This is a genomic window from Prauserella flavalba, from assembly GCF_003202235.1.
Lineage (GTDB): Bacteria > Actinomycetota > Actinomycetes > Mycobacteriales > Pseudonocardiaceae > Prauserella_A > Prauserella_A flavalba.
This window is the reverse complement of record NZ_MASU01000014.1, coordinates 180,919-199,760: the sequence shown is the minus strand read 5'-3', so window position 1 is coordinate 199,760 and position 18,842 is coordinate 180,919. Positions and strand designations below refer to the sequence as shown.

Genomic DNA, 18,842 nt, shown 5'->3' with positions numbered 1-18,842 from the left:
CCGTTCGAAGGGGTCCGAACATGGCCGCCGTCCTGCCCACCCGCCGCGACAACCCGTTCGATCCACCACCCGAACTCGCCGACGAGGAGCGCCCGCTGCGCAGGCTCGCCTTCCCGGACGGGCACACCGGCTGGCTCGTCACCGGCCACGCGCTGGCCCGCGCCGTGCTCGCCGACGTCCGGTTCAGCAACAGGCTCGAACTGCGCCGCCAGGTCGTGCGCCGTACCGAGACCGACGCGATCCGCGCGGGCAGGCCCGCGCCCCCGGGGATGTTCATCGGCATGGACCCGCCCCACCACACCCGTTACCGCCGCCTGCTCACCGGCCAGTTCACGGTGCGCCGGATGAACCGGCTCCGGCCCCGCGTCGAGCAGATCGTCGGCGAGCACCTCGACGCGATGGAGCAGGCCGGTCCGCCCGTCGACCTCGTGTCCGCGTTCGCGCTGCCCATCCCGTCACTGGTGATCTGCGAGCTGCTCGGCGTGCCCTACGCCGATCGCGAGCGGTTCCAGCACGACAGCGCGGTGCTGCTGAGTCTCGGGGCGACGGTCGAGGCCGCCAACGCGGCACTGGCCTCGCTCACCGGCTACCTCGCGGCGCTCGTCGAGCGCAAGCGCGAAGAACCGGCCGACGATCTGCTGAGCGGGTTGATCGAGGGCGGGGAGCTCACCGGTGACGAGCTCACCGGCATCGCGCTGCTGCTGCTGGTCGCTGGCCACGAGACGACGGCGAACATGCTCGGCCTCGGCACGTTCGCCCTGCTGACCCATCCCGATCAGGCCGACGCGCTGCGCTCGGGACGCGTGGACGAGGACGCGGCGGTGGAGGAGCTGCTGCGCTGGCTGTCAGTGATCCAGTTCGGCACCACGCGCACCGCGGCCGAGGACGTCGAGCTGGGCGGCGAGCTGATCAGGGCGGGGGAGTCGGTCGCGATCTCTCTGCCGGCCGCCAACCGGGACCCGGAGCGCTTCGCCGCGCCCGGCACCCTCGACCTCGGTACCGACGCGCACGGGCATCTCGCGTTCGGGCACGGCGTGCACCAGTGCCTCGGCCAGCAGCTCGCCCGTATCGAGATGCGCGTGGCCTACGGGCCCTGTTCCGGCGGTTCCCCACGTTGCGCCTGGCAGCGCCACCGGAGGAGGTGCCCGTTCGCGACGACATGTCCATCTACGGGGTGCACAGCCTTCCGGTGGAGTGGTAGGGAGGAACGGTGATCGAAGCCGACCGCGACATCTGCATCGGCGCCGGGATGTGCGCGCTCACCGCGCCCGAGGTGTTCGACCAGGACGACGACGGGATCGTCGTGACACTCACCGAGCAGCCGGGCCCCGAGGCCACCGACGCCGTCAGGGAGGCCGTCCAGCTGTGCCCGGCCGGGGCGCTCAAGCTCGCCGGTAGCTGAACGGGGGACGACCGAGGGCTACGTCCGGGCGCACCGGCCCGGACGTAGACTCGGCTGACCAGCCGAACCAGCAGGGAGTTGTGCGTGTCGTCCGACGACCAGGAGTTTCCGCCCGAGCTCACCGAGGGGGACAACTTCATCGCCGGTCCGTTGCCGGACGAGCCGGAGCCGCAGGCCATCGACGAGGCCGCGATCGAGCAGGAGGCCCGCCGCGAGCTGCTCGCCGTCGAGGCCGAGCTGAACCAGCGGTGGCCCGAGAGCAAGATCGCGCCGTCGCTGACCCGCATCACGACGCTGCTGAACCTGCTCGGTGACCCGCAGACGACGTACCCGGTGATCCACGTCGCCGGCACCAATGGCAAGAGCTCTACCGCCCGCATGATCGAGGCCCTGCTCACGCGCATGGGCCTGCGCGTCGGCCGGTACACGAGCCCGCACCTGCAGCTCGTCACCGAGCGCATCAGCATCGACGGTGCGCCCATCTCGGCCGAGAAGTACGTCGCCACCTACCGCGACATCGCGCCGTTCGTGAGCATGGTCGACCGCGGTGCCGGCCCCGACGATCCCCTGATGAGCAAGTTCGAGGTGCTCACCGCGATCGCGTTCGCCGCGTTCGCCGACGCCCCGGTGGAGGTCGCCGTGCTGGAGACCGGCCTCGGCGGCACCTGGGACGCCACGAACGTCGCCGACGGGCAGGTCGCGGTGATCACCCCGATCGGCATAGACCACGTCGAGTACCTCGGGGGCGACCGCACGAGCATCGCGGGCGAGAAGGCCGGGATCATCAAGCAGGGCAGCGTCGCGGTGCTCGCCGAGCAGGAGCCCGACGCCGAGCGCGTCCTGCTGGAGCGCACCGTCGAGGTCGACGCCACCGTCGCCAGGGCGGGCAGCGAGTTCGGCGTCCTCGCGCGCGATGTCGCCGTCGGCGGGCAGCTGCTGCGCCTGCAGGGGCTCGGCGGCGTGTACGAGGAGATCTTCCTGCCGCTGCACGGCGAGCACCAGGCCAAGAACGCGGCGCTGGCGCTGGCGAGCGTCGAGGCGTTCTTCGGCGCCGGCAAGGACCGCCAGCTCGTGCCCGAGGCGGTGCGGGAGGCGTTCGCCGAGGTGCAGACGCCCGGCAGGCTCGAACGCGTCCGCGCCGCACCGGCCGTGCTGCTCGACGCCGCCCACAACCCGCACGGCGCCGCCGCGCTCGCCAGAACCATCGACGAGGAGTTCGCCTTCCGCAGACTCGCCGCCGTGGTGGGCGTGCTCCGCGACAAGGACGCGCGCGGGATCCTGGAGGCGCTCGAGCCCGTGGTGTCGGAGATCGTGGTGACCCGCAACAGTTCCGAGCGCTCGATGCCGGTGGAGGAGCTCGCCGAGCTGGCCCGGCTGGTGTTCGGCGAGGAGCGGGTGACGGTCGAGCCCGAGCTCGGCACCGCGATCGAGACCGCCATCGGGCTCGTGGAGCAGACCGACGATCCCGAGGAACCCCTCGCCGGAGGCGGAGTCCTCGTCACCGGCTCCGTGGTCACCGTCGGCGAGGCACGTACGTTGTTCGGCAGGGAGCCGGTATGAGCACCGAACCCGAGGAGACCCCGAAGCCGCCCGCGAAGGACCCGATGAAGGGCTTCCGCGGCGTGCAGGCCGGGACCCTGATCCTGGAGGCGATCGTGGTGGGGCTCGCGCTGCCCGTCGTCGCGACGCTCGGCAGCGGCATCACCAGCTTCCAGGGCTGGGCGGTCATCGCGATCGCCGTGGCGCTCGTGGCGTGCTGCGGATTCCTGCGCAAGCCGTGGACGATCTGGGTGATCCTGGCGCTCAACGTCGCGCTCATCGCGTTCGTCGTGTCGCTCGTGGCCGTGGCCGTGATCGGCGTGCTGTTCCTCGCCGTGTGGCTGTGGCTGATGTGGCTGCGCCGCGATGTCGCCCTCCGCATGGCACAGGGCCGCCTCCCGAGCCAGCAGGCGTAAGGGGTTCACCGGCAGGCAAGCTGCCGTTGGCCGGACGGCCCCCGGAGCCGGATAGAAGTTCGGCATGACCGAACAGACTCCCCTCCACCGTCGCGGCGTGCTCAAGGCCGGCCTGGCCGGCGCGGGCGTGCTCGCCTCCGGCGTCCTCGGTGCCGGTACCGCCGCCGCGTTCGTCCGCGGCGGGCGCCCCGTCCTCACCCACGGCGTGCAGTCCGGCGACGTGAGCACGAACTCCGCGATCGTGTGGACCCGCGCGGACCGGCCCTCGCGGATGCTCGTCGAGGTCTCCTCGGACCCGTCGTTCCGCCGGGCGCGCCGGCTGCGGGGACCGCTGCTCTCGCCGGAAACCGGCGGCACCGGCAAGCTCCGGATCCCCGGGCTCGTGCCGGGCACGGAGGTGCACTACCGCGTCACCGCCGAGGATCTCGACGGCCGGGTCACCAGCGCACCGCTCACCGGCCGGTTCCGCACCGCGCCGCTCGGCCCCGCCAACGTGCTGCTCGTATGGTCGGGCGACGTCGCCGGGCAGGGCTGGGGCATCAATCCCGACATCGGCGGTATGGCGGCGTATGCGGCGATGGCCGCGCGCAGGCCGGACCTGTTCCTGCACAACGGCGACACCGTGTACGCCGACGGCCCGCTGACCGAGACCGTCACGCTGCCCGACGGCCGTACGTGGCGCAACGTCGTCACGCCCGAGAAGACCAAGGTCGCCGAGACGCTCGACGAGTACCGGGGCCAGTTCGCCTACAACCTGCTCGACGAGAACGTGCGCGCGTTCGCCGCGGCCGTGCCGAGCTACGTCCAATGGGACGACCACGAGGTGACCAACAACTGGTACCCCGGGGAGATCCTGGACCTGCCGCAGTACACCGAGAGGCGCGTGGACGTGCTGGCGCGGCGCGCGTTCCAGGCCTTCCACGAGTGGCAGCCGATCGACGCGAAGGCCGCCGTCGACGGCCGCGTGTACCGCAGTTTCACGCGCGGCAGGCACGCGGAGATCTTCGTGCTGGACATGCGTTCCTACAAGGACGCCAACACCTCCGACAAGACGGCGCCGGGCACGGTGCTGGGGCAGCGGCAGGCGAGCTGGCTCGTGCGCGAACTGGCCCGCAGCACGGCGACGTGGAAGATCGTCCAGGCGGATCTGCCGATCGGGCTCATCGTGCCGGACGGCGACCACATCGAGGGTGTCGCGAACGGGCTGCCCGGTGCGCCGGGCGGGCGGGAGAGCGAGCTCGCCTGGGTGCTGCGGGAGATCGCGCGCAGGCGCGTGCGCAACGTCGTGTGGCTGACGGCCGACGTGCACTACACGGCCGCGCACCACTACTCGCCGGACCGCGCGTCGTTCACCGACTTCGAACCGTTCTGGGAGTTCGTGTCCGGGCCGCTGCACGCGGGCGCGTTCGGGCCGAACACGCTCGACCCGACGTTCGGGCCGAAGGCCGAGTTCGTGCACGCCCCGCCGGTGGCGAACACCTCGCCGATGGACGGCTACCAGCACTTCGGGGAGCTCGACATCGACGGCGCGAGTGGAGACCTCACGGTGCACCTGCGCGACGGCACGGGTGCCTCGCTGTGGACGAAGACCCTGCGCCCCGAGGGCCGGTGAGCAGGCCGCTAGGCTGCCAGCACCGTTCTCGCAGTTAATGAAGGAGTAACACCCCGTGAGTGAGCGCACGCTGGTTCTGGTCAAGCCCGATGGCGTCAAGCGGGGCCTCGTCGGCGAGGTGATCTCGCGCATCGAGCGCAAGGGGCTCACGCTCGCCGCGATGGACCTGCGCGTCGTGGAGCGTTCGGTCGCCGAGGAGCACTACGCCGAGCACAAGGACAAGCCGTTCTTCGGTGAGCTGCTGGAGTTCATCACCTCCGGCCCGCTCGTCGCGATCGCCGTGGAGGGTCCGCGCGCCATCCCGGCGTTCCGTCAGCTGGCTGGCGGCACCGACCCGGTGGAGAAGGCGACCCCGGGCACGATCCGTGGCGACTTCGCCCTGGAGACGCAGTTCAACCTGGTGCACGGCTCCGACTCCCCGGAGTCCGCCGAGCGCGAGCTGAAGCTCTGGTTCCCCGACCTCTGAGCGACCCTTTCCCATCGGCCCCCAAGGCCACCTTTGTTGCGTTCAACGCAACAAAGGTGGCCTTGGGGGCTGTTGTGTTCAGCCCTGGCGGGTGATCGCCCTTCTTCGCTACCGTCGGTCGGGTGACTGGTAGTTGATCTCCATAAGGGGCTGGGGGATGTGAGACGTTTTCGAAGTGTCGCCGTGCTGGGTTCGCTCGTGGTCGCCGCGGGGCTGGTCACCGCCGGACAGGCCGGAGCCGACGACGAGGTGCTCGGCACCAACGGCGCGCCGGTGCCGGAGCTGAGCTGGGGGCCGTGTGCCGAGTGGGTGTCCCCGGAGTACGAGTGCGCCGAGGCCGAGGTGCCGCTGTCGTACCGCGATCCGCACGGCGAAAGCATCACGCTCGCGCTGGGCAGACTGCCCGCCGCCGACCAGGCGAACAAGCTCGGCACCATCTTCTACAACCCCGGCGGGCCAGGCGGTTCCGGCCGCATCCCTCCCGAGCTGACCCCGGAGCTGCACCAGCGCTTCGACATTGTCGGCTTCGACCCGCGCGGCGTCGCCGAGAGCACGCCGCTGCGCTGTTTCGACGACCCCGCGCAGGGTGAGCTGCTCGCCGGATCCTTCCCGGTCACGCCGGGGGAGACCCGCCAGCGGATCGCCGACACGCGCAAGGGCACCGACCTCTGCGCCCGGAACGCGGGACCGCTCATCGGGCACCTGTCCACCGCGAACGTCGCCCGTGACATGGACCTGCTGCGCCAGGCGCTCGGCGAGGAGCAGACGTCGTACTACGGCATCTCCTACGGCAGCCATCTCGGCACCGTCTACGCCAACCTGTTCCCGCAGCACGTGCGCTCACTGGTGATCGACGCCGTGCTCGACCCCGTCGAGTGGACCACCGGGAGCAACCCCGCCGAGCGCTTCCAGCCGTTCTCCTACCGCCTCGGCAGCTTCGACGGCTCGCAGCGGTCGCTGGAGACCTTCCTCGCCGAGTGCGAGGCCGACGAACGCTGCGCGTTCCGCGAGCCGGGCCGCGACCTCGGCGAGAAGTACGACGCGATCCTCGGCGCCCTGCGCGAGGGGCCGGTCGACATCCTGCCGCCGGGTGCGAGCGAGCCGGTGGAGGTGACCTACCAGCAGGCCGTGTCGTCCACGCTCGGCGCACTCTACGACGCAAGCGGTTCGGCGGGTCTCGCCGAGTTCCTGCAGGCGCTGTCCGCTGCGACCGAACCGGGTGTGCGGGCGCGCAGCGCACCGGTCGCCGCGATCCCGGAACCCGCGCCGCGGCCGGGATTTCAGCAGGAGGACGGGTACTACGCCGGGCCGGAGCAGGGGATCGGCGTCTTCTGTGCCGACACCGACAACCCGCGCAACCCGTGGGCGTGGACGGCCTACGGGCGCAAGGCCGACCGAGGGGCGCCCGGTTTCGGTCCACAGTGGACGTGGTTGTCCTTGCCCTGCGCCACGTGGCCCGCGTCCGATCCCGACCGCTACGCGGGCCCGTGGGACAAGCAGACCGCCAACCCGGTGCTCGTGGTGGGCAACAGCCTGGGCGACCCGGCGACGCCGTACGAGGACGCCGTCAGCACCGCCGAGCGTCTCGGCGACGCGCGGCTGCTGACCCTGAAGTCGTTCGGCCACGGCGCTCGCGGCCACAGCGCCTGCATCGACTCGGCACTGGACGCCTACTTCATCGAGGGCAGGCTTCCCGCCGAGGGCACCGTCTGCCAACCGGACCGGGACCCCTTCGACCCGGTTTCCTAGTTCCGCGCCATGCAGTGAAGGCCACCATCACTGCGTTCAACGCAGGCATGGTGGCCTTCACTGCATCCGGGGTCAGAGCTTGCCGAGGCCCTCGGCCGCGAGGATCTCCGCGATCGTCTCTGTCTCCGAGGGCGACAGGGGTGCCAGGGGCCGGTTGGTCGCCGGGCAGTCGATGATGCCCCGCAACGCCATCGCCGCCTTGAACGCGCCGAGCGCGCCCGCGGTGAAGCCGACCCGGCCGAGGTCGGCCACCGAGACGATCCCGAACAGCCGCGCGAGCCGGTCCTGCTCGGCCGCCGCGGCGGCCGCGTCGCCGTCACGTGCGGCCCGGTAGAGCCGCACGTAGCCGTGCGGATCGACGTTGCCAAGGCCCGGAACGAGCCCTGCTGCGCCGAGCAGCACCGCCGTGTCGGCGAGCAGCTCCGACCCGCTCAGCGCGGGCAGCCCGGTGCGCCGCAGGATCTCCCGGAACGTCGCCAGGTCGCCGCTGGAGTCCTTGAGCGCCACCACGTCCTTCGACTCCGCGAGCTCCACGACGACGTCGGGCGTGAGCCGGGCGCCGACCGCGCTGGGGATGTCGTAGGCCACCACGGGCACGTCCACGGCAGCGTGGACGTGCCGGAAGTGCGCGACGATCTCGGCCGGGTGCGGCTTGACGTAGAACGGGGCCGTCACCACCACGGCGTCGGCGCCCAGCTCGGCGGCCTGCCGCGCGTGCTCGATCACCCGCCGCGTGCCGGTGTCGACGGCGCCGGCGAGCACCGGCACGGCACCAGCCACCGCACCCACGGTGACCTCCACGACGGTGCGCCGCTGCGCGGTGTCCAGCAGTGCGACCTCCCCGCTCGACCCGCCGACGAACACGCCGTCGACGCCGGCGTCGAGCTGGCAGGCGACGAGCCGTTCCAGCGAGCGCCGGTCGACCTCCCCGCGCTCGTCGAGAGGGGTCACGAGCGGGGGGATCACGCCGTGCAGGGACAGGCCGGAATCAGACACCACTGGCGGTTTTCCTTTCTGGGGGCAGCAACGCGGGCGCGTCGGAGTCGATCTTGAGGGCGCGGCCGATCCGTGCGGGCACGTTGAAGCCGATGATCAGCGCCACCACGATCGTCAGCGAACCGGCGAGCACGGTGAGGGCGGTGCCGAGGCTGCCGATGTCCTCCGCGATCGCGGCACCGGCCAGCGGGGCGACCGCTCCGCCGAGCGCGCCGACGTTGTAGGAGAACCCGAGCCCGGCCGCGCGCAGCCGCGTCGGGAAGTGGTCGCCGATGTACTTGGGCAGCAGCCCCGAGATGCCCTGGCTGGTGGCCTGCATGACGAACAGCAGCACCCACAGCAGCACGATGTTGCCCGCCGGCAACGCGAACACGGGGAACACGAACAGCAGCGACACGAACAGGCCGAGCACGTAGGCCCTGCGCGTGCCGAGCTTGTCGCCGATGATCCCCGCGAGGCACGAGCCCGCCGCGTAGCCGAGACCCGCCCACGTGAGCGCGTTGGACACCTGACCGGCGTCGTAGCCGAGATCGGTTTTGAGGTAGGTCGGCAGCAGCGACTGGATCGGCCACGAGTACAGGAACGCGCAGAAGACCGTGACCATGATCGCGATCATCACCGGCCACATGCGACCCGCGAGCTGGATCGCGAGCGCCACGAAGCACAGCACCGTCAGCGCGATGAGGTACGGCGTCGCACCGCCGCCGGTCTTGGTGAAGATGAACACCAGCGCGGCGGAGAGCACCACGGCGAGCGCGGCGTTGGGCAGCCGCCGCTTCGGCGAGAACAGCACCGACGACGTGGTGACGTCCTTACGGTCGCCGACCTCGGACTTCCACTCGGCGGCCTCGGGCAGCGCGCGCCGCAGGTACAGGGTGAGCGCGATCGGCACGAGACCGGCGTAGAACAGCCAGCGCCAGCCCGCGGCCGGGACGATGACCTCGTAGGCGAGCGCGGCGAGCACGGTGCCGATGGGGTAGGCCGAGAGCAGGAAGCCGGTGGCGCGGTTGCGCATCGACTTCGGCCACGACTCCATGACGTAGGTGGCGCTGGAGCCGTACTCGCCGGCCATGCCGATGCCCACGATGGCGCGGAAGACGAACAGCGACCAGTAGTCCCACGCGAAACCGCAGAGCCCGCTGCCGACCGAGAAGGCGAGGATCGCGAGGATCATCGCCGGCTTGCGGCCGTAGCGGTCGGCGATCGCGCCGAGGACGAGCCCGCCGAGCCAACGGGAGACGAACGCGGCGGAGACGAGCGTGGCCGCCTGCGTCAGGTCGAGCCCGAAGTCGTCGGCGATCTCGGTGAGGATGAGCGTGATCAGGATGAAGTCGAAGCCGTCGAGCAGGTAGCCGAGCCACGCGGCGAAGAACGCCTTGCGCTGTCCCCGGTCGAGCTGACGGAACGACCCCTGGCTGGCGGGCGGCGACGCTGCCATGGCCTGGACCTCCGTAGATTCGAGGACATAGGATGTCCTATGTCAGGCGGTACCGTAGCTTCGGAAAGGCCAGGATGCAAGCACTCGATTCCGGCACGCTCAGCGGCATCTGGGCGAGCGTGCTGCTGCCGGTCGGGCCGGACGACGCGATCGACGTCCCGCGCCTGCGCGCCGCGCTCGACACCGTGCTCGGCTCCGGCGTGCACGGCGTCTACACCAACGGCACCGCGGGGGAGTTCTTCACGCTCACCGAGGCCGAGTGCGACGAGCTCCACACGCTCGTCGCGGAGCGGGCCACCGCGGCGGGCGTGCCGTTCCAGCTCGGCGCGAGCCACCCGAGCGCACAGCTGTCCCTCGGCCGCGTCCGGCGCGCGGCCGCGCTGCGGCCCGGCGCCATCCAGGTCGTGCTGCCCGACTGGTTGCCGCTGCGCCCCGACGAGGTGGTCGACGCCGTACGGGGGCTGGCCGACGCGGCGGACGGCGTGCCGCTCGTGCTCTACAACCCGCCCTACGCCAAGACGCAGCTCGGCCCCGAGCTGCTCGGCCGCCTCGCCGACGAGGTGCCGGAGCTGATCGGGGTGAAGGTGCCCGGCATAGCCGTCGCACGCCACCTCGCCGACCGGCTCGCGGTGTTCGTCGCGGGCCACACGCTCGCCTCCGCCATCGCCGAGGGCGCGGCCGGCTCGTACTCCAACGTCGCGTGCCTGAGCCCGTCCGGTGCCGTGCGCTGGTACGAGTCGATGCGCGCGGACCCGGCGTCGGCGCTCGACCTGGAACGGCGGCTGCGCGCGTTCCTCGACGAGCACATCGTCCCGCTCGCGGAGGAGGGCTACTGCGATCCCGCGCTCGACAAGACCCTCGCCGCGATCGGCGGCTGGGCCGGCCTCGGTACGCGGGTGCGCTGGCCGCACCGCTCCGTGCCGCCGGAGCGGATCCCCGCGTTGCGCGCCGCGGCCGCTGCCGCCGTGCCCGAACTGCTCGCCGAGCCGGTGGCCCGTGGGTGAACATCTAGACTCCGTAGCCGTGGGTACCTCGGCGAGTGGGCGGCAGTCGGGCGCACGCGCCAACCAGCGTGCGCTCCAGGAGTCGATCAAGCGGCTGATCGTGGACCGAGGACTCGTGCCAGGCTCCCCGCTGCCCACCGAGTTCGAGCTCATGGAGGAGCTCGAGGTCAGCAGGCATCCGCTGCGCGAGGCGATGAAGGCACTGGAGGCCGTCGGCATCGTCGACATCCGGCACGGCTACGGCACCTACGTCGGCTCGGTGCCCCTGTCGGCGCTCGAGACCGGGCTGGCGTTCCGCGGCGCGCTGTCGGTGCGCGGCGACTACGCCGACATCCGCAACCTCCTCGAGGTGCGCGAGGTGCTGGAATCCGGTCTCGTCGGGCACGTCCTGGCCGCCTACGACCGGCTCGACTTCGCCGCGCTCGACGAGGCCGTCGCCGCGATGGAGAGTGAGGCCGAGCAGGGCCGCTACGCGCCGCGGGAGGACTGGCGCTTCCACGAGACGCTCTACCGGCCGCTCGGCAACGACCTCGTGCTCGATCTGCTGCAGGTGTTCTGGAAGGTGTTCAACGCACTCGACCCACAGCTGCCGAGGGCCGACGACACCCCCGCCGTCACCGCGCAGTGGCACCGCGCGATCCTGGAAGCCTTGCGCGCCAAGGACGAACCCGCACTGCGCGCGGCCGTCGACGAGCACTTCCGCGGCATCAGGGCGCGCGTGACGACCTCCCCGTAGGTTCGCTTTCCGTTCATTCCCAGTACTTCCGGCGTCGGCCGGGCCCCGGTCTAATGATCACGACCGCTGGGGAAAGCTGGGGTGTTCGTGAGAACTGCACGTGTGGCCGTGGTGTGCGCCGCGGTACTGGTCGTCCTGCCCGTCACGCCGTCGGTGGCCGATCCACTCGACGCGCCGCTCGGGCCGCCGCCCGTCGAGGCCCTCGCGGCGACGGACGCCGATCTCGGACTCGTCACCGACACCGCGACCACGCCCGTCGCACCGGGGCTGACCCTCACCGAGTTCGACCGCTTCGATCCGCAGGGCTGGATCCGCGGCGACACGCTCGCCGTCGACCTCACCGCGGGCCTGCGCCCCACCTACCTCAGCCCCGGCACCGTGTCCGCCCGGACGCGGCTGTCCGAGCAGGTCGCGCGTGCGGGCGCGGTCGCGGGCGTGAACGGCGACTTCTTCGACATCAACGCCACCGGCGCCCCGCTCGGCGTCGGCATCGACGACGGCGAGCTGCAGACGGCACCGGCTTCGGGGCACAACCTCACCGCGGCCATCACGGAGGACGGCACCGCCCGGCTCGCGGAGGTGTTCCTCGCGGCGTCACTGACCCTGCCCGACGGCACCGTCGTGCCCGCCACCAACCTCAACGGCGCGCGCCTGCCCTCGGACGGGGTCGGCGTCTACACGCCGTTGTGGGGCAACGCTTCCCGTGCCACGTCGGTCGCGGGAGCGCAGCGTGTCCGGGAGATCGAGCTTCGCGACGGCGTCGTCACGCAGGTGCGGGACGCCCCCGCGAACGGCCCGGTCGCGGGCGGCAGCACCGTCGTCCTCGCGCGCGACCGCGGCGCGGACGCCCTCGCCGCCCTGAAGCCCGGCGACGCGGTGACGGTCGGGTACGCGCCCCGTACCGAGGCGGGCGACGTCTCCGTCGCGGTCGGCGGCAACAAGGTCCTGCTGCGTGACGGCGTGGTGCAGAACGTCGACGCGGCGACCGCGCATCCGCGCACCGCGGTCGGGTTCTCGGCCGACGGCACGAGGATGTGGCTCGTCACCGTCGACGGCAGGCAGGCCGAGAGCAGGGGCATGACCGAGCTGGAGCTCGCCCGCCACCTGAAGTCGCTCGGCGCCGACGACGCGCTCAACCTCGACGGCGGCGGTTCCTCCACGCTGCTCGCCCGCGAGCAGGGCGAGCGGGCACCGGCCGTGCACAACTCGCCCTCCGACGGCGGGGAACGTCTCGTCCCCAACGGGATTGGCTTCGCGACCAAGCCCGGCAGCGGCAGGCTCACCGGCTTCGCGCCGGAGCCCGCGCAGGACACCGAGGACGCCGACCGCGTGCTCTCCGGGCTCACCCGCGTGCTCGACGCGGGCGGCCACGACGAGACCGGCGCCGCCGTGGGGAGCCGGCCGTTCTGGTACACCACCGGGGCCTCGCGCGGCACCGTCCGCGACGGCGTGTTCACCGCACGGGCCGACCGGCGCGATCCCGCGAAGCGCGCCGAGGTCGACGTCGTCGCGACGGAACGCGGCAAGCGTGGCGCCACCACGCTCACCGTGCTCGGCGAGCCCGTGCGACTCGGTACGAGCGCCGAACGCCTCGCGCTGTCGGGGAGAGGGGCCTCGGGCACCTTCCAGGTCTACGGCTACGATGCCGACGGCTACGGCACGTGGCTCGAACCCCGCGACGTAAAGCTGGAGTACGACCCCTCGGTGGTCCGGGTCGAGGCCGAGGGCGACCACTTCACGGTCACCGCACTCGGCGACACCGGCGCCTCGGTGATCAAGGCGCGCGCGGCGGGGCTCACCACCCACCTCGCCGCCGCGGTCGGCAGCGAGCCGAGGGTGCTCGCCCCGCTCGACGGCACCGAGGGCTGGCGCGCGACCGTGTACCCGAGCGTCGTCGGCGCCGCGCTGTCGGCGGCGGAGGGCCGCGACGGCGGCCAGGGTCTCGCCCTCGACTACCGCCTCACCGGCACCAACGCCACGCGCGCCGCGTACGTCACCGCCACGCGGCCGCTCGCGCTGCCCGACGGTACGCAGAAGATCGGCCTGTGGGTCAACGGCGACGGCAAGGGTGCGTGGCTTCGCGCCGAGCTGCGCGACGCCGCGAACGTGGCCTCGGTGGTCGACCTCGCGCTAAGCGTCGACTGGACGGGCTGGCGCCATGTCGAGGCGACCCTGCCCGAGGGACTGCCGCGGGGCCAGCGGCTCACGCGGTTCTACGCCGTGGAGAACGTGCCCGCCCAGCAGTACGAGGGCAGGCTCGTCTTCGACGACCTGACCGCGCACGTGGCGGCGACGGCCGAGCCGCCCGCCGACCCCGGCACGCGGGATCCCGCGCTCGTCACCGACGGCACGGCAGGCTCCCGCGGACTGCGGATCGCGGTGCTCAGCGACGCCCAGTTCACCGCCGACGATCCGGACGGCCCGCTCGTCACGCAGGCCAGGCGCACCATGCGCGAGGCCGTGGCCGCGCGGCCGGACCTCGTGCTCATCAACGGCGACCTCACCGACCGTGGCACGGCACCCGACTTCGACCTCGCCCGCACGGTGATCGGCGAGGAACTGGAGGGCAAGGTCCCGTGGTATTACGTGCCCGGCAACCACGAGGCCGACGGCGGCAACGGGCTCGCGGAGTTCGAGGCCGAGTTCGGCGAGCCCTACCGGGTCGTGGACGTCGAGGGCATCCGGCTCGTCCTGCTCGACACCTCGCGCGGCAGCCTGCGCGCGGGCGGGTTCGATCAGGTCCGGCTGCTCGACGACGCACTCGACCGCGCCGCCCGTGACCGCGCGGTCCGCGGCGTGGTGGTGGCCATGCACCATCCGGTCGACGACCCCGCCCCGGCCGGCAACTCGCAGCTGGCCGACCCCAAGGAGGCGGAGCTGGTCACCGAGTGGCTCACGGAGTTCGAGGAGCGCTCCGGCAAGCCCGCCGCCGCGATCACGTCCCACGCCGGCGTCTTCGACCTCACCCGCGAGGACGGCGTGCCCTACCTGGTGAACGGCAACTCGGGCAAGGCACCGTCGGCCGCGCCCGGTGACGGCGGCTTCACGGGCTGGAGCCTCGTGCACGTCGATCCCGGCGACCGCGGGGAACCCGTTCGCGTCGAGACCCGCCCGCACGTCGACGAGCTGACGCTCGCCGGGCCCGGGCGGCTCGCGCGCGGCGCGAAGGGAACCGTGACGGCCGAGGCCACGCAGTCCGGGCGCACGGTCCCGGTCGCCTATCCGGTGAGCGCCGACTGGACCGGCGAGCGGGTGCACGTCGCCGCTCCGGGAAGCCGCCCGTCACCGCGCGACGTCGCCACGTTCGATCCGGCGACCGGAACCCTCACGGCGCTGCGCAGGGGCGTCGCGGAGCTGACCGTGACCGTGAACGGGGCGAGCGCGACCCTGCGTTGTGCCGTCGGCTAAACCGCTCGATTCTGTCGGTGGCGCGTGGCAGTGTGCGAAGCGTGGGTGCGGAGACGGATGACACGACGATGGTGGAGGCCAAGGCGCTGGTGAAGCGCTTCGGCGAGTTCGAGGCCGTCCGCGGCATCGACCTCCACGTCCGCAAGGGAGAGGCGTTCGGGTTCCTCGGCCCGAACGGCGCGGGCAAGTCCTCCACCATGCGCATGATCGCGTGTGTGTCGCCGCGCTCCGACGGCGAGCTGACCGTGCTGGGCATGGACCCGGACCGCGAGGGCCCGCGCGTCCGCGCCCGGCTCGGCGTGGTGCCGCAGCAGGACAACCTCGACACCGAGCTCACCGTCCGGCAGAACCTGCAGGTGTACGGCCGCTACTTCGGGCTCTCCAGGGCGCACGTGCGGCGCAAGGCCGTCGAGCTGATGGAGTTCGCGCAGCTCACCGAGCGGGCCGACGACGAGGTGGAACCGCTCTCCGGCGGCATGAAGCGGCGGCTCACCATCGCGCGCTCGCTCGTCAACGACCCTGAGCTGCTGCTGCTCGACGAGCCCACCACGGGGCTCGACCCGCAGGCCCGGCATCTGTTGTGGGACAGGCTCTTCCGGCTCAAGTCCGCCGGGGTCACGCTCATCGTCACCACGCACTACATGGACGAGGCCGAACAGCTCTGCGACCGGCTCGTCGTGATGGACGGCGGTCGCGTGGTCGCCGAGGGCTCGCCGGCGGAGCTCATCGCGCGGTACTCCACACGGGAGGTGCTGGAGCTGCGTTTCGCCCCCGGCGACCAGGAGGCGGCCGTGGCGCGGGTGACCGACCTCGGGGAGCGCGTCGAGGTGCTGCCCGACCGGATCCTGCTCTACACCGCCACCGGCGAGGCGGCACTGGAACAGGCACACGGCAGGGGAGTGCGGCCGCTGTCGAGCCTCGTACGCCGCAGCACGCTGGAGGACGTCTTCCTCCGGCTGACCGGCCGGACGCTGGTGGACTGATCATGGCCGTCGTTTCCTCGGGGCGCGTCGTCGGTTCGTGGCGCGCGGCCTGGCTCCGGGTCGAGGGCCACTGGACGTGGTACCGCCGCTACTGGCGGTCCAACTTGTACTCCTCGGGCCTGCAGCCGCTGCTGTACCTGCTGGCGATGGGCATCGGGTTCGGCTCGCAGGTGGAGCCCGGCCCCGCCACGGGAGGACTGTCCTATGTGCACTACGTGGCCCCGGCACTGCTCGTCGCCGGTGCGGTGCAGTACGCGGTGGGCGAGTCGACGTATCCCGTGCTGTCGGGGTTCAAGTGGCAGAAGGACTTCATCGCGGTCACCTCCACTCCGGTCACGGCGGGGCAGGTGCTCGGAGGGCAGCTGATCTGGGTGGCGATCCGGCTGGTGCTCTCCGGCGTGGTGTACCTGCTCATCGCCTGGCCGTTCGGCGCCTGGCTCAACGCGGGCGCGATCGCCGTCGTGCTCGTCGGCGCCGTCACCGGCATGGCCTGCGCGGCACCGCTCATGGCCATCGCGGCCACCACCTACGACGAGGGCTCGCGGTTCACGTCGATCTTCCGGTTCATCGTGATGCCGATGCTGTTGTTCGCCGGCACGTTCTTCCCGATCGAGCAGATCCCGGCGGCGATCCGGTGGCTCGCGTGGATCTCCCCGCTGTGGCACGGCAATGAGCTCGCCAGGGGAGTCACGCTCGGTGGACTGGACCTGTTGCCCGCGCTCGGGCACCTGGCGTTCCTGGCGGCCCTGTTCGCGGCGGGCGGACTCGCGGCCCGGCACTGTTTCTACCGGCGGCTGGTGGTGTGAGCGATGGTGACGACCGAAGCCCCGGCGCGCGGCGGGCTGTTGCTGCGCATCCTGCCGCCCTCGCTGTACGCGGGCCGCGCGAGCGCTCTCGTGGAGCGCTCCGCGCTGGCGTACTCGCGAGCCTGGCTGGTGTTCCTGTCCGGTTTCCTCGAGCCGCTGTTCTACCTGCTGGCCTTCCAGATCGGCTTCGGCAAGCTGGTCAGCGAGGTCACCGGGCCGGGAGGGCAGCCGCTGTCCTACGTCGCGTTCGTCGCCCCGGCGCTGCTCGCCGCCTCGGCGATGAACGGCGCGGTGTTCGACTCCACCTACGGCGTGTTCTTCAAGTTCCGCTACCAGAAGACGTACGACGCGATGCTGGCCACGCCCATCGGCCCGCTCGACATCGCGCTCGGCGAGATCGCCTGGGCGGTGCTGCGCGGCGGCCTGTACGCGCTCGCGTTCTTCGGTGTGATGAGCGTGCTCGGGCTGGTCGCCTCGCCGTGGGCGCTGCTGCTCGTACCCACGGCGCTGCTGGTGTCGTTCGCGTTCGCCGCGGTGGGGATGGCCTGCACGACGTTCCTGCGGTCGCCGTCGCAGTTCGACTACATCAACCTCGCCGTGATGCCGATGTTCTTCTTCTCAACGACCTTCTATCCACTGTCCGTGTATCCCGAGCCCCTGCAGTACGCCGTGCAGTGCCTTCCCCTGTACCACGCCGTCGAGCTGATGCGCGGGTTCTCCGTGGGTGTGCTCGACGTCAGCATGATCGGGCACGTCGCGTACCTCGTCGTGCTCGCCGTGGCCGGGGTCCACTGGGCGTCCCGCAGGCTCTCGGGGCTCCTGCTCCGCTGACGTCTCGCCGCCGGACACCGCGGCGAGCGCGTCGACCATGCCCCGGCCGTAGAAGCCGTTGTAGCCGACGTAGCCGGCGCAGTAGGCGTCCTGCAGGCCGTCGCCGCTGAGGTCGTAGTCCTCGGGGCACGACACGGGCTCGGCCTGCTCGCCGAGCTCCTCGCGAAGCTCGGCGGGCGTCGCGCCCGGCCGGGCCGACGCGAGCAGCGCGGCCACGCCCGACACGTGCGGCGCCGCCATCGAGGTGCCGCAGAGCGGCTCGTACCCGCCGGGAACGGTCGAGAGCACGCAGTGTTCTCCCTCACCACCCGGTGCCGTGAGATCGATCACCCCGAGCCCGTACGAGCTGTAGCCGGCCTTCAGCCCGGCGTGGTCGACCGCGGACACGGTCACCGTCCCGCGCAGCCCGGCGGGCAGCACCTCGCACGAGCCCTCCTGGCCTGCGGCGCCGCTCGTGGGTGACGGCGTGACGTCCAGTGCGCCGTTGGTGGCGGCGGCGACGTTGAGCGTTCCGGCCTCGTCGGCGTACTCGACGGCCCGCGCGAGCGCCTCGCGCACCACCGACTGGCCCTCGCTGCTGCTCGTGCACGGCGTGCCGGGCGAGGTGACGGAGAAGCTGCTGTTGGCGACCTCGATGCCGTTGCGGGCCGCCCACATGAGCCCGCAGACGGCAGCCTCCGGATCGACGTAGCCCTGGTCGTCGATCACCTTCACGGAGGCGAGGCGCACCCCGGGCGCGACGCCCGCGATGCCCTTGCCGTCGTCGGCGGCCGCGACGATGCCTGCCACGTGCGTGCCGTGCGGGGAGGCCGTCGGCGCCCACGACCGCTCGGACTGCTCCGGCACGCCCGTGAGGCAGCCCGCCGACAGCGACTCGTCGACCGCGTGGGCCAGGTCGGGATGCCCGGCGTCGATGCCCGAGTCGAGCACGGCCACGGCGACGTCGGAGCTGCCGGGCTCGATGGCGCGCGCCACGTCGGCCCGCACGGCGCGCATGTCCCACTGCTCGCCGGTGAGGTCGGCGGCCGGCACGGCCTGACCGGTCGCGATCGGCTCGGCACGGGCGGGCGACGCTGCCGGGGCCGGGGTCTCCGCCTCGCGATCGGCCTGCGCGCTGTAGGCCCGGTCGCGGCCCAGCGTGCCGGCGAACTCCGGGCTGGCCGAGGTGGCCACCGCCACGCCGATCTCGGGGTAGTAGCCGGTCACCTCGCCGCAGGCGGTCTCGATCTCCCTGGCCGCGTCCCGCTCGGCCGTTCCCCGGTCGAACAGCACGAGGTAGCGCAGCGACACGCCCGGACTCGAACACGAGTCACCGGGGTCCGCCGTGGCGTCACTCGCGGCGCCCAGCGTGGTGGTGACCACGAGGGCCGCGCAGGCGACCAGCACACTCCCACGCACCAGTACTGGACCTCCGAAGACCGCGCCGGGCGGCCGACGCCGTTTCCCCTGCCGTGCG

General features: G+C 72.1%; 14 protein-coding genes and 2 pseudogenes. 13 read left to right on the top strand and 3 right to left on the bottom strand.

Annotation, left to right across the window (positions count from 1 at the left end; genetic code table 11):
- The first annotated feature begins 20 nt into the window (after positions 1-20).
- From BA062_RS31895 to BA062_RS31865, 7 genes and pseudogenes are all read left to right on the top strand, one after another.
- Positions 21-1,201: pseudogene (locus tag BA062_RS31895) on the top strand (cytochrome P450).
- Positions 1,202-1,210: 9 nt separating this feature from the next.
- Positions 1,211-1,402, top strand: coding sequence for a ferredoxin (locus BA062_RS31890; RefSeq protein ID WP_110342835.1), 192 nt, complete (start codon positions 1,211-1,213; stop codon positions 1,400-1,402).
- 84 nt (positions 1,403-1,486) lie between these two features.
- On the top strand, positions 1,487-2,962 hold the full coding sequence (gene folC, locus BA062_RS31885) for a bifunctional tetrahydrofolate synthase/dihydrofolate synthase (RefSeq protein WP_110342834.1): 1,476 nt from the start codon (positions 1,487-1,489) through the stop codon (positions 2,960-2,962).
- Complete coding sequence (locus BA062_RS31880; RefSeq protein WP_110342833.1) at positions 2,959-3,357, top strand: DUF4233 domain-containing protein; 399 nt, start codon at positions 2,959-2,961, stop codon at positions 3,355-3,357. Before folC ends, BA062_RS31880 begins: the two co-directional genes overlap by 4 nt.
- A 64-nt stretch (positions 3,358-3,421) precedes the next feature.
- Positions 3,422-4,969 carry an alkaline phosphatase D family protein gene (locus tag BA062_RS31875; protein ID WP_110342832.1) on the top strand — a complete coding sequence of 516 codons (1,548 nt, stop codon included), beginning with the start codon at positions 3,422-3,424 and terminating at the stop codon, positions 4,967-4,969.
- Positions 4,970-5,024: 55 nt separating this feature from the next.
- Positions 5,025-5,435, top strand: coding sequence for a nucleoside-diphosphate kinase (gene ndk / locus BA062_RS31870; protein ID WP_110342831.1), 411 nt, complete (start codon positions 5,025-5,027; stop codon positions 5,433-5,435).
- A 183-nt stretch (positions 5,436-5,618) separates the two neighbouring features.
- Positions 5,619-7,184 carry an alpha/beta hydrolase gene (locus BA062_RS31865; protein ID WP_245960104.1) on the top strand — a complete coding sequence of 522 codons (1,566 nt, stop codon included), beginning with the start codon at positions 5,619-5,621 and terminating at the stop codon, positions 7,182-7,184.
- A gap of 72 nt (positions 7,185-7,256) precedes the next feature.
- Here BA062_RS31865 and BA062_RS31860 read toward each other — a convergent pair whose 3' ends face one another.
- Together BA062_RS31860 and BA062_RS31855 are read right to left on the bottom strand one after the other, a co-directional pair.
- On the bottom strand, positions 7,257-8,183 hold the full coding sequence (locus BA062_RS31860; RefSeq protein ID WP_210407052.1) for a dihydrodipicolinate synthase family protein: 927 nt from the start codon (positions 8,181-8,183) through the stop codon (positions 7,257-7,259).
- Positions 8,173-9,618, bottom strand: a complete 1,446-nt coding sequence (locus BA062_RS31855; RefSeq protein ID WP_110342830.1) for an MFS transporter — start codon at positions 9,616-9,618, stop codon at positions 8,173-8,175. The genes BA062_RS31860 and BA062_RS31855 overlap by 11 nt, the downstream gene beginning before the upstream one ends.
- A 74-nt stretch (positions 9,619-9,692) precedes the next feature.
- On the opposite strand from BA062_RS31855, the gene BA062_RS31850 reads away from it, so the two are divergent.
- The 6 genes from BA062_RS31850 (at position 9,693) to BA062_RS31825 (ending at position 17,386) form a co-directional block, all read left to right on the top strand.
- Positions 9,693-10,622, top strand: a complete 930-nt coding sequence (locus BA062_RS31850) for a dihydrodipicolinate synthase family protein (RefSeq protein WP_110342829.1) — start codon at positions 9,693-9,695, stop codon at positions 10,620-10,622.
- On the top strand, positions 10,615-11,358 hold the full coding sequence (locus BA062_RS31845) for a FadR/GntR family transcriptional regulator (protein WP_110342828.1): 744 nt from the start codon (positions 10,615-10,617) through the stop codon (positions 11,356-11,358). The genes BA062_RS31850 and BA062_RS31845 overlap by 8 nt, the downstream gene beginning before the upstream one ends.
- 87 nt (positions 11,359-11,445) lie before the next feature.
- Entirely contained in the window at positions 11,446-14,766 is a 3,321-nt protein-coding gene (locus tag BA062_RS31840; protein WP_245960101.1) for a phosphodiester glycosidase family protein, read from the top strand.
- A 68-nt stretch (positions 14,767-14,834) separates the two neighbouring features.
- Positions 14,835-15,749, top strand: coding sequence for an ABC transporter ATP-binding protein (locus BA062_RS31835; RefSeq protein ID WP_110342827.1), 915 nt, complete (start codon positions 14,835-14,837; stop codon positions 15,747-15,749).
- 2 nt (positions 15,750-15,751) lie between these two features.
- On the top strand, positions 15,752-16,555 hold the full coding sequence (locus BA062_RS31830; protein WP_110342826.1) for an ABC transporter permease: 804 nt from the start codon (positions 15,752-15,754) through the stop codon (positions 16,553-16,555).
- 3 nt (positions 16,556-16,558) lie between these two features.
- On the top strand, positions 16,559-17,386 hold the full coding sequence (locus BA062_RS31825; protein WP_110342825.1) for an ABC transporter permease: 828 nt from the start codon (positions 16,559-16,561) through the stop codon (positions 17,384-17,386).
- On the opposite strand, the pseudogene BA062_RS31820 reads toward BA062_RS31825, so the two are convergent.
- Positions 17,381-18,784 (bottom strand): annotated as a pseudogene (locus BA062_RS31820) (S8 family peptidase); the annotation flags it as partial. The gene BA062_RS31825 and the pseudogene BA062_RS31820 sit on opposite strands and share 6 nt — an antisense overlap.
- Positions 18,785-18,842: the final 58 nt, after the last annotated feature.

Excerpts from the sequence above, each read along its gene's own strand:
- BA062_RS31850 (WP_110342829.1), top strand. The coding sequence starts at position 9,693 with ATGCAAGCACTCGATTCCGGCACGCTCAGCGGCATCTGGGCGAGCGTG.
- BA062_RS31835 (WP_110342827.1), top strand. The coding sequence starts at position 14,835 with ATGGTGGAGGCCAAGGCGCTGGTGAAGCGCTTCGGCGAGTTCGAGGCC.
- BA062_RS31830 (WP_110342826.1), top strand. The coding sequence starts at position 15,752 with ATGGCCGTCGTTTCCTCGGGGCGCGTCGTCGGTTCGTGGCGCGCGGCC.
- BA062_RS31875 (WP_110342832.1), top strand. The coding sequence starts at position 3,422 with ATGACCGAACAGACTCCCCTCCACCGTCGCGGCGTGCTCAAGGCCGGC.
- BA062_RS31880 (WP_110342833.1), top strand. The coding sequence starts at position 2,959 with ATGAGCACCGAACCCGAGGAGACCCCGAAGCCGCCCGCGAAGGACCCG.
- BA062_RS31855 (WP_110342830.1), bottom strand. The coding sequence starts at position 9,618 with ATGGCAGCGTCGCCGCCCGCCAGCCAGGGGTCGTTCCGTCAGCTCGAC.
- BA062_RS31825 (WP_110342825.1), top strand. The coding sequence starts at position 16,559 with ATGGTGACGACCGAAGCCCCGGCGCGCGGCGGGCTGTTGCTGCGCATC.